The sequence below is a fragment of the Asticcacaulis taihuensis genome (genome assembly GCF_900100255.1).
GTDB lineage: Bacteria > Pseudomonadota > Alphaproteobacteria > Caulobacterales > Caulobacteraceae > Asticcacaulis > Asticcacaulis taihuensis.
In genome coordinates this window covers 122,172-136,321 of record NZ_FMTS01000004.1, presented here as the reverse complement: position 1 = coordinate 136,321, position 14,150 = coordinate 122,172, and the positions used below count along the sequence as shown (strand labels likewise).

Genomic DNA, 14,150 nt, shown 5'->3' with positions numbered 1-14,150 from the left:
GAAAGATTGTCTGGAGCCGCGGTCTGGATACCATCATTTTTTATGTGAATCATAAAGGGCTATAGGGCAGATGGACTTTATCCCGATAGCGCTGTTCTGGGGGCTGGCACTGATCGGCCTGTTTGGCAATCGTTCACTTCTCATCTATCTGTTTTTTGCCACCATGCCATTTGGCTCTTTCGCCGTCTTCCCGACGGCGATGACGATGGGCCTGACCTTCACGCCGACACCTATTGTCGCCTGCATCCTGTTCCTGAGAACCTTCATCAACGGCCGGGCGATAAAGTTCGGTCTCTCCGCTCTTTTTGCGCCGCGCGGCCTGCTAATGTTGACGGCCTTCTGGGCGGTAGCAGTACTGGTGACCATATTCAGTCCGCGGTTTTTTGCAGGTCACGTCATCGTCGTGCCCATGAAGGTTACGCGCTTTTTCCAGTCTGGCTTTCTGCAGCCGACGACGCAAAACATTTCCCAGATCATGTATCTGACCATTTCCGTCATCACGGTCGTGACATTTGCCCGCCTGATGATCGACGCAAAGCAACAACAGAATGCGCTGAAAGGGCTCTGTATTGGAGGCGGGCTGGCGGTCTTTACTGGCATACTGGATCTGTCCAGCCATTTCATCCCTCTGGACTGGCTGTTAGATCCCTTCCGCACGGCCAGTTATGTGCTGATGACGGATGTGACGCTCGAAGGTGGTACGCGACGTGTCGTTGGCCTGATGCCGGAGGCTTCAAGTTACGGCGCCCTCTGTACCCAGTTGCTGACCTTGGTTTATTTCCTGCGTCACGCGATTACCGACCATTTTTACCGGCAGAAGGTCGTTCCGGTCGTGGCTGCGCTTCTGCTGCTGTTTGTCTGGCTGTCCACCTCGTCTTCAGCCTATGTGGCGCTGGTTGTTTTTGGCGCTTTTGCCGGGCTTGACTTTCTGTGGCGCGCCAAGAAGGCGCGGCGCGGCACCAGAGCCGGACGCGAGCTGGAACTGGAATTCTGGGTGGTGGCCGCCGTGACAGCCATTGTTTTCACCGGCTTTGTGGCGCGGCCGGAAATCTTTGATTCCCTCTTCAGACTCTTCGACCAACTGGTGCTCAAGAAGACAAGTACCTCGTCATTTGAGGAACGCACCTTCTGGACCTTGACCTCCTGGCAGGCCCTGCTCGATACCTATGGCCTGGGGGTGGGGATGGGAGGAACGCGTGCCTCGAACGAAGTCGTTGCGGTGCTCAGTAATACCGGTTTCCTGGGGGGGCTTCTTTATTACGGTTTCGCCCTTCAATCCATGCTTCGGCGCGCCTATCCGGGTGACGTCGTGAACTCGGCGCTGGTGACTGGCCTGCGCTGGTCATTCCTGCCAGGTTTGACCGCGGGGATTCTGGCTGGCACGTCTGCGGATTTCGGGATGAAGAATGCATTCTTGTTTGGCACTATGTTCGCGGCTGCCATTGTTTCGTGGCATAACCGGCGCAAAAGCCTTGCCACGCCGCCCAAATCGGTCGACACGCAAAATGTGCCAGCCTGATATCGGACGGGAATTTTGTAAAATATAAAAAAGCCTGCTGCGCCAAACGCAGCAGGCTTTTTCATCCGGTTGTCATTATGTTTATCGAGCTCCGGCCTCTCTCGCTGAGAGGCTTTTTTGCGGATGCGCCTTTTGATGCCAGGTCCATGCAGAACTGATGATATCCTGGAGTGAGGAATAGCGTGGGGCAAATCCGAGAACCTCGCGGGCAAGCGCGGGTTGCGCAATGAGGATCGCCGGGTCGCCCTGCCGGCGTCCACCAGTGATGGCAGGCATTTTTCGACCGGTTATGCGTTCGATCGCCGACAATACCTGCAGGACGGAATAACCCGTTCCCTGACCCAGGTTATAGGCGCCGCCTGCATGGCCGCCGGCCAGAAGCCGGGCTGCTGAAATGTGGGCCTCAGCCAGGTCCTTGACATGGATATAGTCACGGATCGCCGTGCCGTCGGGGGTTGGGAAATCGCTGCCGTGGATGACGAATTCATCGAGATGACCGAGGAGATACATCATGGCGCGGGGAATGATATGGGTCTCATGTTCCCGAAATTCACCTATCTCACCGTCAAAATCCGCGCCCACGGCATTGAAATAGCGTAAAGCAATTGAACGAATGCCATAGGCAGCGCTGTAATCATTCATCATTTGCTCGCAGATCAGCTTGCTGCGACCATAAGGATTGATTGGATTCTTGGCACAGGATTCGTCGATCGGCACGACTTCAGGCTGGCCGTAAATGGCGCAGGTCGAGGAAAAGACCAGGGAGCGACAGTCTGTCGCGCGCATGGCTTCGAGCACGGATAGCGTGCCGGCGACATTGTTCTGATAATAGCTCGCCGGATCTGTTACGGAATCCGCGACGCTGGCCAGGGCAGCGAAATGCATGACGCAACTGGCATCGTACCGGCGGATTGTCTCACTAAGCAGGGCGGTATCAAGCACGTCGCCTTTGATCAGCGGTCCGTACTTGACAAAGGATTCATGGCCAAGGGACAGGTTATCATAGGTCACAGGTTGAATGCCTGCGGTATGCAGTGCCTTACATGCCTGGCTGCCTATATAGCCGGCGCCTCCCAGAACGATGATGCTTTCCATAAAATGTGTCCGCTTTGCCAAAAAAGGGTTACATGTGTAACGCATTGATTATACGATTGAAATTAAGATAGATATAATTTCAGCCGCAGAGGGGGGAATGTCTTGTCCTGTAGTGATCCTAGGACAACAGTTCGGTAGGTACGGACATGTTTTGTACATCTGCTATCGTCCGCAAAAGCTGACGCGCGGAGCGTTCCCATGTAAACTTTTGTGCCTGTCTGCTGCCCTTTGTCCGCATTTCATTGCGTATGGCTTCATTCGCCGCCAGTCGTGAGATTTGATCCGCCCAGGCCGCGGCATCATGTGGATCGGCAAACAAAGCCGCATCGCCGCAGACCTCGGGCAGGGCACCGCAAGGGGCTGCAATTACGGGGCAGCCCAGCTGCATCGCTTCGAGCGGCGGCAGGCCGAATCCTTCTGTCAGGGACGGGCAGGCGAACCCGACCGCACCGAGCATCAGACCGGCCAGCTCGGCATCCGATATGCGCCCGAGGAACCGCACATTCGCGGGCACCTTGTGGCCCATAGACTCGAAGTCAGCCTTTGTCGCGCTGCCAAAAAGCGCCAGGGTTGTGTGTTCTAAGGCGGGGGCGGCGAAGGCTTCCAGAAGAATGCGTATATTTTTGTGAAACTGGACGTTCGCCAGAGCAAGAATATAGGGCGTCTCCTGAAGCTCAAGGCGAGCGGTTGCAGTATGATCCGGTGGAATGCGCAGGATGTGGTCGCTGCCATTAGGAATGACACTGATTTTTTCAGCCGGCGCTATACCGTAATGTACAAGCTCGGATTTCGAAAATTCAGACACGGTCAGGATGCGTTTGTGACGCCGGCCGATCAAAGGCTGAGCGAACCTGTACCAGAGTCGGAAAGCAGGTGAATACGAAGCCGGCATCGAAAAGACCTGCGCGTCATGCATCATGGTGATGGCATCGCGTCTGGCCAGCGGCCCCACATTGCACAGGCTGACACATAACCCGCCCAAAGTCAGGCGGGGCAGGTCAAGCTGTTCCCAGAAAATCTGCGTCAGTTGGCCCATGGGCTGGCTATGCACCTGATCAAGCTTCGGGTGCCGCCGGATGTTTCCGGGAATGGCCAGGGTCAGATCAAATGCGGCGGCCAATGCGGGGGCCGAAACAAGGAGGCGGTCCATCGCAATCACCATTTCCTCGGCGACACGGTGTACGCCGGCCGGCAAGGCCGCGAGGAACCGACCATTGATAAAGATCTTATGCCCCGTGCAATCGGCTTCACCCGTACCCTTCTGAGGGTGTCCCGCAGGTGAGGTCCTGGTGCGTTCTGACGAATCGGGATTGTGGGGAAAGCTTTCAGCGTTCATCAGGATACGGGTGCTGCAACATAAGAGGACTGGCGTCTGTGAGACCTATATTATGCACCTACACCTTTATATATCTTTAGTCTGATTTTTATTTTAGCTGTGCCAAGATGTCGCCCTGTGGCGAGTCCTCACCTATAAGGTCAAAAATGCGAGGTCAGCGTGGTATGGTATAAATATAAAATCTGGCTGTGGCCGGTTCTGGTATCGGCAATCGTTTTGATAGCCTTTGCGATACCAGGGTCCGATTTGCCCGCCCAAGCCGTAACCCTCGTGTTCTTTTTTGCAGTCCTGACAGCCCTGGCCTTTATACTGCCGGCGCCAGAGTGTCCCGCATTGGTGCAACGCAAGTCGATCCGGCATCTTTTGATCGCTCTGGCTATTTTTTTCACCACCTTCGTCATTTCGGCGTTTTTAGCGGCCTATGATCCATCGGCGGCCTGGCTGGCCGCTATAAAGATGGGCGGTGTCATTTGCGCCTTCGCGCTTGGCTTACGGTGTTCTTTGACGGACGAGCAGGCGAAAAAGCTGTTTGAGGCTTTGCTATATGTTGGTGGAGTCTGGGCGGGGGCATCCATTCTTATGTTCATCCTGGACCCGGACGGCATTTATGGGTTTGAAAAGTTCGGTGCCGGGCGTTTGACGGGCGCATTCAGTTCACCCAACAGCGCCGGTACGCTTTTCGGGGCCATGTCCGTTATGGCGCTTGGACGACTGATTAGCCGCGTGCGATCCCGGCGGGAATCCCAGATACTGGAACGCATAGACCCGGCTATGGCGGGGATTTGGATCGTAAGCCTGGCCGCCCTTATGCTGACGGTTTCGCGCGGCGCGATCTTTTCAACCCTCATCGGCAGCGCGGTGCTCTGCGTCATGTTGCTGCGTAATTACCTGCCACTGCCCAAACTGGCGGCCGGTGTGGCGGCCATCGTCATCGTGCTGACCCTCGTTTTCGCTGCGCCATTAATAAGCGTTATCGGACGTCTGGGCGGGATAGATAACGATGCGGCGGTGAGGGCCACCATACTGAAAAGTCATTTTACTTTCGCCATGCAGCATCCCTGGTTCGGCGCCGGACCGGGCTCATTCAACACAATTAACAATCACATTGTAACGGCTGCGGATTACTCCGCCCTGGCGGTTATACGGGCCGCGCATAATGTTTATCTGCAATGGTTCGAGGAAACAGGAGGCGTCGGTCTTCTAAGCCTGGCCATTCTGAACCTTGCCATTTTGTGGCCAATGATATCAGGCGCGAGGCACCGCCACCAAATGAGCGGCCGTATCTGGGCCATTCTTGCGGGTTACCTGGTATTCCTGCTGCACGGCTTCACCGACTATGCCTTTCAGGAGCCGGCGCTGGCGATGTTCATGGCATTACTGATGGGGTGCGGGTTTGCCATGGCCGGCAACAGGACAACGACTCATCCGCCCCGTTCCATGGTCTGATATCAGAATATCAGTTGCAGAAGCATGTACCAGAAGGCCGCGCACACAAGTGACACCCCTATAAGCGTCCAGCCAAAAGGAACCCTGGCTGTTTGCACAACCTCATGATCGTGCCTGGCTTCCCATGATTTTTCCAAGCGCGCCTGGAGGGCAAGAGCAGGCGATTGATGCGGGGTCATATCGCTGGAAGCTTTAACCAGGATTGCGGCTTCAGGTTCCGGAACCCCCGCCTCCGGTTCCATGTGCGCCGCTTCCGGACTTACCTTTAAGCGTGGCATGGGCTTCTCCCTTCAACGCACGACAACTATCGGTAATATGGCACTTAATGCTTAAGGCTTGCTTTCAGCCTGTGGTTAACGCAGTGCTGGTATCGGCCTGTGATTGATGCTGAACTATTGCGCGTTAATTTAAAATCCAGCGCATTGTTCGCAGCCGTAAGTCTAATATTAAAAGGTGCCCAATCTGATAATCGTATAGGCATTTGATTTATTAACCTTATAGCTTGGTTCGTTTGAATTTATAATTGAGTGGGCGGCAGGCTGTGCCGAAATGTTTGGCACATTTTATGCAGACCTGAGATACAACGCTCAATGTGGGGTCATTCTGTAGAACTGCCAGAGTTTTTTGTGGTGCTAAAATACCATTAAACCTGCTGTGGCAAAAAAGGCTGATTTGAGGCAAAAAAGCGCGCAACTCTCTATGCGGCATCACTTGCACCTTGACTCCAGCGGCGTTAAACAAGCTTAATTTTTGCGGAAGATAAGTCGATTGGAAAACCTGATGTACTATGTAAGGGGGCAAAGCGTTCAGATTGACGACAATGCCGATCTGACCTTGCAGTACGCGATCATTGAAAAATCGCGTCCATCGTTTCCTGTGTTCAAACGCCTGGGCAAAGGGTCCTCGGATACGCTGATCCGTGCTCTCGATATAATCATCAGCCTGTTTGCGCTGATTTTCTTCGCACCGGTGTTGATTTCGGTTGGCCTGATGGTCAAGGCGCAGGACGGCGGGTCGATCTTTTTCGGGCAGACCCGGATAGGCTATGGCGGCAGGGATTTCACCTGTTACAAATTCCGCAGTATGCTGGCAGACTCGCAAGTTCGGCTTCAGAATTTGCTGGCCACCGATCCGGCCGCCCGTGCCGAATGGATACGGGATCATAAACTGAAGAATGACCCGCGTATCACGGGTTTCGGTCGTTTTATTCGCAAGACCAGCCTGGATGAATTTCCGCAACTGTGGAATGTGCTGAAAGGCGATATGAGCCTGGTCGGACCGCGGCCCATTGTGCAGGAAGAGATCTGCAAGTACGGTCGTACCTTCGTTCGTTACGCTTCCGTCAAGCCGGGTATTACGGGATTGTGGCAGGTTTCCGGCCGCAACAATGTCAGCTACCATCGCCGGGTGGCAATGGATCGCCTCTATTGCCGCCGCCGTAGTCTTGGCCTGTACCTCTACATTCTTGCCGCTACCGGTCCGAGCATCCTGACGCAGCGTGGTTCGTATTAAGTCTGGTACCTACAGCCGGGTGTATGAATCAGCGCCTGACCTGCAACAGAACGGGATGATCAGGCACATCAAGGGTGAGCGAAGATTCGCCGGTGAATGCCCTGACCGCTTCTGCGCTTTCCAGGGGGTCAAATAACGCCCGCGCCTTGAGGCCATCCGGCAGGGCCAGAGTCACCGAAACGGGCGCACTTTCCAGAGGCGTGCCTGTCGGCCGGTTCCAGAAAGCCGTATTGTTCCACATGGCCAGGAACAGGGTGCCGTCCGTCTTGGCTATAACCAGGCCGCGTATGCCCTGGGGAAACGCATCGACATTCACATCTATCGAACCGGGCTGGAAAGTCCGGTTGGTGGCAGACGGATCGCCTAGTATCGTAGTGAGGTTATGAATGGCCTTCGCGGCTGCCTTTTGCCGGTAGTTCGCATCGAAGAGTCCAAAGTGGAACTCTCGTTCCTTCAGGGCGGGATCGGGCTTTTCATCAAACAATTCGTAAATATAGGTGCGTTCTATATTGCGTGAGAAGCCCTGGAAAAGTCCAAGCAACAGGCCCTTGGCCTGACTCCGCTGATCGACCCCGATCACCAGCCAGCCGCTTTCCGGCAGGGAGGCATAACCGAACTCGCTGACCACGAGGGGGCTTTCCTGTTTGAGCGCCCTGTCCGCGGCGTCACTGAACCAGTCGGCCGGCGGACTGCCGTTTTGCGGGTAGAGGTGTGCGTTGACGAAGTCTGCCCGTTTTTCACCAGGCTTGGGCCAGTCTGCGCCTGTCAGGTCGTAAACGGGTAAGTGCCCCAAAACAGGATCGGCCCGAATGGCGGCATAAAGCGCGGTCTGGGCTTTAATGGCCGCGTCAGGGCCTGTTTTACCTTGATATGATACCGGCGCGTGATCGACCTCGTTAAATCCCTCTATCGCGTCAATCATGCCGGGACAGGCTTCTTCAAGCTTCGTGAGTTGTACAGTGGTTGCTGAGGGATCGAACTTGTCGCCCAGCGCCAAAAAATTGAAACGATATCCGTGTTTCATGAGGTCGGCATAGGTCTGTAGCGGCGCCGATCCCCTGATCCAGGGCGTTGGCGACTGATCGCGCAAATGGGAGATGCCCAGATAGGCCAGGGCCCGAACCGCTTCATCCGGCCGCGCATAGGTGCCGTCCGTATAGTTGAAATGAGTCACCACACCGATCGAGGTGCGCAAATCTTCTGCCCGCCGCGCCTTAAAGACTTCGGCAGGGGCCGGAACCGGCAAAAAAGAGGCTGCGGCAAAAGCGAGCGAACAAAAGGCGGCAGTGTATCTCATGGCGCGAAAGGCTCTTTTGCAAAGGTCAAAACAGTCTCGGTTAAAAGGACACTTTCGCCAAGCCCTAACCCGTTGCAGGCGCAAATTATGTGGGAATGGCGAACCCGATCTGTTACGACGCGCTATGACGATCGCGCTCTACATCGATGCCGATGCCTGTCCCGTAAAGGACGAGACCTACAAGGTGGCCGCCCGCTACGGTCTGAAGACCTTTGTGGTGTCGAACAGTTTCATCCAGATACCCCGGTCGCCGCTGATCGCGCGGATGATAGTCGACGCCGGGCCGGATGTGGCCGATGACTGGATCGCGGCGCAAGTCGTGGCGGGTGATGTGGTCATCACCAATGATATTCCGCTGGCGTCGCGCGTTCTGGCGAAGGGCGGCCTTGCGGTCGCGCCCAATGGCCGGGCGTTCACGCCGGATTCGATCGGCGCGGCCTTGGCCAGCCGCGCCCTGATGGAGCATATCCGTTCTACGGGTGATATTACCGGCGGCCCGCCGCCGTTTTCGGCCACCAATCGCTCGCAGTTTCTCCAGACCCTCGATCAGGTCATCAGCCGAGAACTGAGGCGGCCGCGATAATCACACAATCTGGACGATTGTTGCGGATCGCAAATCCAATGTGATTGAATCTGTAACAATCGACCTTGAAATTTTCCGCATCGCACCATATTATACAATTGTTCGGTGCCTTCCTGGCGCTGATGCCCTTCCTGGGCGTTTCCTCCCTGTAAACTGGCCGCGCCGTAGAGCGCGGCTTTTTTTTGCTCAATCTATGGCGATGCGGGCGGCTTTGGATTGTGTGCGGACCCTGAACCAGTCTTCAATGCGCGCCATATCCTGTCGTGACAGGCGTTTGGCGGAATGGGCGACCAGAATCGGTACAGGCGCCGTCTCTGGGGCGCTCTCTGGTTCCATTGAGGCGGAGTCTGCGCTGTCTCCATCAGTCTCTTCCGGTGGTGCCGCGCCCACGCCTTCCCCGATTAGAATATCCGTCAAATCGGGATATTGCGTCTTCAGTTCGGCGGTCAGTTGCGCTGATTGCGCGCTCCATGCCACCTGGCGGCGCAAATCGGCAATCTGCTGGTCGCGTGACGCTAAAGCCAGTTCGTTGCCGGAAAGCTCCTTCACTATACCGTCACGCAGGGTGTTTATATCGATATTGTCGTCGCCGGCCTGGTGAACGGTCAGGATCGCGCCTTTCAGCCCGGTGGCCGGCAGGTGTGTGCGGATGGTGTCGATCGTCCTGGCCGACAGACGGTCACCGATCAGAGTGACCTCGACGTGTTTGTTCTTCGGCGTAATACCGATCTCGACCACATGCGATTTCGGGAAGTTGAATTCCTGGCGGACAAACTGGCTGGCCTTGCTGTGGAAGACCTCATTGCCGACCAGCCGATAGGCCAGGTAGAGGCTGGGCAGGCCGGTAAGCAGGACCACCAGAAACAGGACGCGCTTGACGCGCGTTTCCATAACCGGGTCGACAAATTGCTTGTGCGGTGGATTGAGCAGGCCGATCACCAGCACGGCCGCCGCGGCGATATAGACGCAGTTGATCGAAAACAGATAGAAGGCGCCCAGGAAATAGGCCCAGTTGCCGTTGGCAAGGCCATAGCCGGCCGTACACAGGGGGGGCATCAGGGCCGTGGCGATGGCGACGCCGGGAATGACGTTGGTTTTTTCTTTCCGGGTCACGCCGATAATGCCGGCAAAGCCGCCAAAAAGCGCGATCAGCACGTCCCAGATGGTGGGGGAGGTGCGGGCCAGAAGTTCGGAATGGGCCTCGGTCAGCGGGCTCAGGGCGAAATAAACGGTGGAGGTCAACAGGCTGATCAGGGTGGCGATAAGCAGGTTGCCGACGGATTTGCGGATCAGCGTAAAATCATAGATGCCGATGCCGTAGCCAATGCCCATGATCGGTCCCATCAGCGGCGAGATCAGCATGGCGCCAATGATCACGGCGGTTGAATTGACGTTCAGACCGATCGAGGCGACGAAAATGGCGAACATCAGAATCCATGGCGTGGCCCCGCGCAGTTCCACGCCGGCGCGCAGGCTTTCGTCGATCATCGTGTCATCGGCCTTTTCATCCAGCAGGCTGAAACGATTGAGAAAACCATGCCAGGACCGGGCGGCCGGATTTGATGAAGAGGACGGCGTTTTGGGCATTATGTGACCTTTGCGATGATCAATTCATAACGGGGCTCGCCGGATGCGCAAACTGACATATCCGTGTCCCGCCTGTCCTTATACCGGCAGGGTCTGGGTATTCTTGACCTCTTCCAGCACGGCATAGGTCCGGGTTTCGCGCACGCCCGGCATGTCCACCAGCGTGGTGCCGAGGAAATGTCGGTAGGCGGCCATATCCTTGACCCGCACCTTGATCAGGTAGTCGAAGCCGCCGCCGACCATATGACATTCCATGATTTCCGGCCGGCGTTTCACGGCGCGGGCAAATTCCTCGAACAGGCCGCCGGTGGTGCGGTCGAGCAGGATCTCGACGAAGATCATCAGGGCGCAGTCGAGCTTTTCCGGATCGAGCACCGCCATGGTGCTGAGAATATAGCCGTCCTTGCGCAGACGCTTGACGCGCTCGAAACAGGCAGCGGGGGAGATGTGGCACAGGTCGGCCAGGGCCTGGTTGGTAATGCGGCCATCGTTTTGAAGGGCGCGCAGGATGCGTCTGTCCATTTCGTCGAGCATGATAAATTCCTTCGGATATATGCCGCTTTTGTAAAATAATATTCGGAAATGCTTTTCAAAATACCAAGCACATTCGGTAAATTTGGCCATATACCATAGATATAATCAGCCATAAAGGGTGCCGCCCCACATGCCAGACGCGCTTGACCTGACCCGTTCGCAAATGGTCGCCCTCCTGCGGGCGCCGGAACCCGATGTGCTTAAGAGCCTGCTGCCAGCGGCCACGCTCGATGCTGCCACCCGCGCTCGCGTCGAGGGCCATGCCCGCCTGATCCTGAACGACCTGCGTGCCGCGCAATCGACCGGCTGGATCAACCGCTTCCTGCAGGAATATCGCCTGAACACGCAGGAGGGCGTGGCCCTGCTATCCCTGGCCGAAGCCTATCTGCGCGTGCCCGATACCACGACGGCCGACCTGCTGATCAAGGACAAGCTGGGCGATGCCGACTGGAAGGCGCATTCCGGCCAGTCCGGCTCAAAACTGGTCAATTCGGCGACTTTCGGCCTGGTCCTGACCCGCGCCCTTGTGGCCGATGAGGGCGGGATTCTGAAGGGCCTGCTGGCGCGGGCCGGCGAGCCCTTCATCCGTGCCGGCGTGGCCGCCGCCATGCGTCTGATGGGCTCGGTCTTCGTCATGGGGCGCGATATCGAAGAGGCGCTTGATCGCGCCGCCAAGCCGGAAAACAAGGGTTTTACCGCCAGTTTCGACATGCTGGGCGAATCCGCCCGCACCTGGGATGACGCTCACGCCTATTACGCATCTTACGAGAACGCTATCGCCGCCGTCGGCGCCTCGAAAAAGGTTCTGGGGCATAATATCTCGGTCAAGCTGTCGGCCCTGCATCCGCGCTATGAGGTCGCCAATGCAAAAGCCTGCGTTCCCGAACTGACCGAAATGATGATCAGCCTGTCGCGCAAGGCCGCCAGTCTGGGGATCGGCCTGACGGTTGATGCCGAGGAAACCGAGCGTCTGATGATGTCTCTCGATATCATCGAGGGTGTGGCGCGCGATCCGCAGCTTTCGGGCTGGGACGGTTTCGGCATGGCTATCCAGGCCTATGGCAAGCGCTGCCGCCCGCTGGTCGGCTGGGCCGAGGCCCTGGGTGCGGCTACGGGCCGGAAGCTGTTTGTCCGTCTGGTCAAGGGCGCCTACTGGGACTCTGAGATCAAGAAGGCCCAGGTCGATGGCTTGAGCGATTATCCGCTCTTTACCCGCAAGGCGGCCACCGACGTCTCCTATCTCGCCTGTGCCCGCGACATGCTGGACGCCAGGCACGTATATCCGGCCTTCGCCGGCCATAACGCCCTGACCGTCGCCACCCTGATAGACTGGGCCGGTCCACGCCGCGATTTCGAGTTCCAGCGCCTGCATGGCATGGGCGAGGGGCTGCATGAGCGCCTGGTGCGTGAGGAAGGCTTTGCCTGCCGCACCTACGCGCCGGTCGGCGGCCACCGCGAACTGCTGGCCTATCTCGTGCGCCGCCTGCTGGAAAACGGCGCCAATAGCTCATTTGTTCATCAACTCGCCGACGCGACCATTACCGAGGACATGCTCTTGGCCGACCCTGCAACCCGTATCGCCACCGTGGAAGGCCGTCCGCATCCCGGCATCCGCAAGCCGGCCGAGTTGTTCCCCGGCCGTGTCAATTCCGCCGGCATCGATCTGAACGATGAAGCGACATTGAAGACCGTTCTGGAAGCGGTGACTAAGTCGGAGTCGTTTGCCGCCACGGCGCTCGTTTCGGGCCAGCCGGTGACCGGTGACCCAAAATCCGTGGTCAATCCGGCCACTGGCGCGAAGGTCGGCAGTGTCATCGAGGCGGTTGCCTATGATGTGCGTCGCGCCATCGCCGCCGCCACGGCCGCAGCACCTGCCTGGAACGCGCGGCCGGTCGAGGACCGCGCCGCCTGCCTGGAGCGCCTGGCCGACTTGTTGGAAGAGAACCGGCCCGAACTGCTGCGCCTGGCGGTGCAGGAAGCCGGCAAGACGGTGGGTGATGCCGTCGCCGAAGTGCGCGAAGCGGTCGATTTCTGTCGCTACTACGCCAATCAGGCCCGCACCTCACTGGCGCCGGAGATCCTGCCGGGACCGACCGGCGAGTGCAATGAACTGCGCCTGGTCGGCCGTGGCGTCTTCGCCTGTATCTCGCCATGGAACTTCCCGCTGGCCATCTTCCTGGGGCAGATCACCGCGGCCCTGGTCACCGGCAATGCCGTGGTCGCCAAGCCGGCGCCGCAGACCCCGCTGATCGCGCACCTAGCCATCCAACTGACCCACAAGGCCGGCATTCCCGCCGACGTACTGCACTTCCTGCCCGGCGGCGTCGAGGTCGGTGACGCCATTATTTCGCACACCGGCGTCAATGGCGTGGCCTTTACCGGCTCCATGCCGACCGCCCGCGCCATCGCCCGCAACCTGCTGAAGGACGACAACCGCCCGATCGTGCCGCTGATTGCTGAAACCGGTGGCCTGAACGCCATGATCGTCGATTCCTCGGCCCTGCCGGAACAGGTGGTGGCAGATGTGGTCACCTCGGCCTTCCGCAGCGCCGGCCAGCGTTGTTCGGCCCTGCGCCTGCTGGTGGTGCAGGAAGATATCGCCGACGGCCTGATCCGTCTCCTGACCGGCGCCATGGATACGCTGGTGTTAGGTGATCCGGCCGATATCCGCACCGATGTTGGCCCGGTTATTGACGCCGGTGCCCGCGACAAGCTGGAAGCCTACCGCCAGTCGATGAAAGCCAACTGGGTTCATGCGCTCGAAAAGCCCACATTGTCCGGCACCTTTGTGCCGCCGACCCTGATCCGCCTGGAAAAAGTCGAGGATCTGACCAGCGAATGGTTCGGCCCGGTGCTGCATGTCATCACCTGGAAGGCCGGGGAACTGGAAGATGTCGTCGCCCGTATCAATGCCCAGGGCTATGGCCTGACCATGGGCCTGCACTCGCGCATCAAGGCCACGGCCGATGCGGTCAGCGATATGGCGCGGGTCGGAAATCTCTATGTCAATCGCTCGATGATCGGCGCGGTCGTCGGCTCGCAGCCCTTTGGCGGCGAGGGCCTTTCCGGCACCGGCCCGAAGGCCGGCGGACCGCACTTCCTGATGCGCTTTGTCAGCGAGCGGACGATCTCTACGGATACGACTTCGGCCGGCGGCAACGCGACCCTACTGTCACTGGCCGAGACGGATATTTAGAGCGTATTCCGATCTGATTGCTTCAGATCGGCGCTCTAAACTTTT

General features: G+C 57.8%; 11 protein-coding genes. 5 read left to right on the top strand and 6 right to left on the bottom strand.

Annotated features, from left to right (window positions below):
• Nucleotides 1-70: 70 nt before the first annotated feature.
• Nucleotides 71-1,519 carry a hypothetical protein gene (locus tag BLO49_RS11580; protein WP_090648623.1) on the top strand — a complete coding sequence of 483 codons (1,449 nt, stop codon included), beginning with the start codon at nt 71-73 and terminating at the stop codon, nt 1,517-1,519.
• A gap of 81 nt (nt 1,520-1,600) precedes the next feature.
• Here the strand turns inward: BLO49_RS11580 and galE are convergent, their stop codons facing one another.
• Together galE and BLO49_RS11570 are read right to left on the bottom strand one after the other, a co-directional pair.
• Nucleotides 1,601-2,614 carry a UDP-glucose 4-epimerase GalE gene (galE, locus tag BLO49_RS11575; RefSeq protein ID WP_090648621.1) on the bottom strand — a complete coding sequence of 338 codons (1,014 nt, stop codon included), beginning with the start codon at nt 2,612-2,614 and terminating at the stop codon, nt 1,601-1,603.
• Between the two features lie 118 nt (nt 2,615-2,732).
• Entirely contained in the window at nt 2,733-3,950 is a 1,218-nt protein-coding gene (locus BLO49_RS11570) for a glycosyltransferase family 4 protein (RefSeq protein WP_090648618.1), read from the bottom strand.
• Between the two features lie 159 nt (nt 3,951-4,109).
• Between BLO49_RS11570 and BLO49_RS11565 the strand changes: the two genes are divergently transcribed.
• A complete protein-coding gene (locus tag BLO49_RS11565) occupies nt 4,110-5,396 on the top strand; it encodes an O-antigen ligase family protein (RefSeq protein WP_090648616.1) in 1,287 nt (428 codons plus the stop codon).
• Nucleotides 5,397-5,398: 2 nt separating this feature from the next.
• Here the strand turns inward: BLO49_RS11565 and BLO49_RS11560 are convergent, their stop codons facing one another.
• Nucleotides 5,399-5,674 carry a hypothetical protein gene (locus BLO49_RS11560; protein WP_090648613.1) on the bottom strand — a complete coding sequence of 92 codons (276 nt, stop codon included), beginning with the start codon at nt 5,672-5,674 and terminating at the stop codon, nt 5,399-5,401.
• 502 nt (nt 5,675-6,176) lie between these two features.
• Between BLO49_RS11560 and BLO49_RS11555 the strand changes: the two genes are divergently transcribed.
• Complete coding sequence (locus tag BLO49_RS11555) at nt 6,177-6,908, top strand: sugar transferase (protein WP_090649011.1); 732 nt, start codon at nt 6,177-6,179, stop codon at nt 6,906-6,908.
• Nucleotides 6,909-6,936: 28 nt separating this feature from the next.
• On the opposite strand, the gene BLO49_RS11550 is transcribed toward BLO49_RS11555, so the two are convergent.
• Entirely contained in the window at nt 6,937-8,103 is a 1,167-nt protein-coding gene (locus BLO49_RS11550; RefSeq protein WP_090648610.1) for a hypothetical protein, read from the bottom strand.
• Nucleotides 8,104-8,329: 226 nt separating this feature from the next.
• On the opposite strand from BLO49_RS11550, the gene BLO49_RS11545 reads away from it, so the two are divergent.
• Nucleotides 8,330-8,788 carry a YaiI/YqxD family protein gene (locus tag BLO49_RS11545; RefSeq protein ID WP_090648607.1) on the top strand — a complete coding sequence of 153 codons (459 nt, stop codon included), beginning with the start codon at nt 8,330-8,332 and terminating at the stop codon, nt 8,786-8,788.
• Nucleotides 8,789-8,974: 186 nt separating this feature from the next.
• On the opposite strand, the gene BLO49_RS11540 is transcribed toward BLO49_RS11545, so the two are convergent.
• Both BLO49_RS11540 and BLO49_RS11535 read right to left on the bottom strand, forming a co-directional pair.
• Complete coding sequence (locus tag BLO49_RS11540) at nt 8,975-10,375, bottom strand: DUF389 domain-containing protein (protein WP_090648604.1); 1,401 nt, start codon at nt 10,373-10,375, stop codon at nt 8,975-8,977.
• A gap of 78 nt (nt 10,376-10,453) precedes the next feature.
• On the bottom strand, nt 10,454-10,909 hold the full coding sequence (locus BLO49_RS11535; RefSeq protein WP_090649008.1) for an Lrp/AsnC ligand binding domain-containing protein: 456 nt from the start codon (nt 10,907-10,909) through the stop codon (nt 10,454-10,456).
• Nucleotides 10,910-11,039: 130 nt separating this feature from the next.
• Between BLO49_RS11535 and putA the strand changes: the two genes are divergently transcribed.
• Nucleotides 11,040-14,105 (top strand): bifunctional proline dehydrogenase/L-glutamate gamma-semialdehyde dehydrogenase PutA, encoded by a 3,066-nt coding sequence (gene putA, locus BLO49_RS11530; RefSeq protein ID WP_090648602.1) that lies wholly within the window; start codon nt 11,040-11,042, stop codon nt 14,103-14,105.
• Nucleotides 14,106-14,150: the final 45 nt, after the last annotated feature.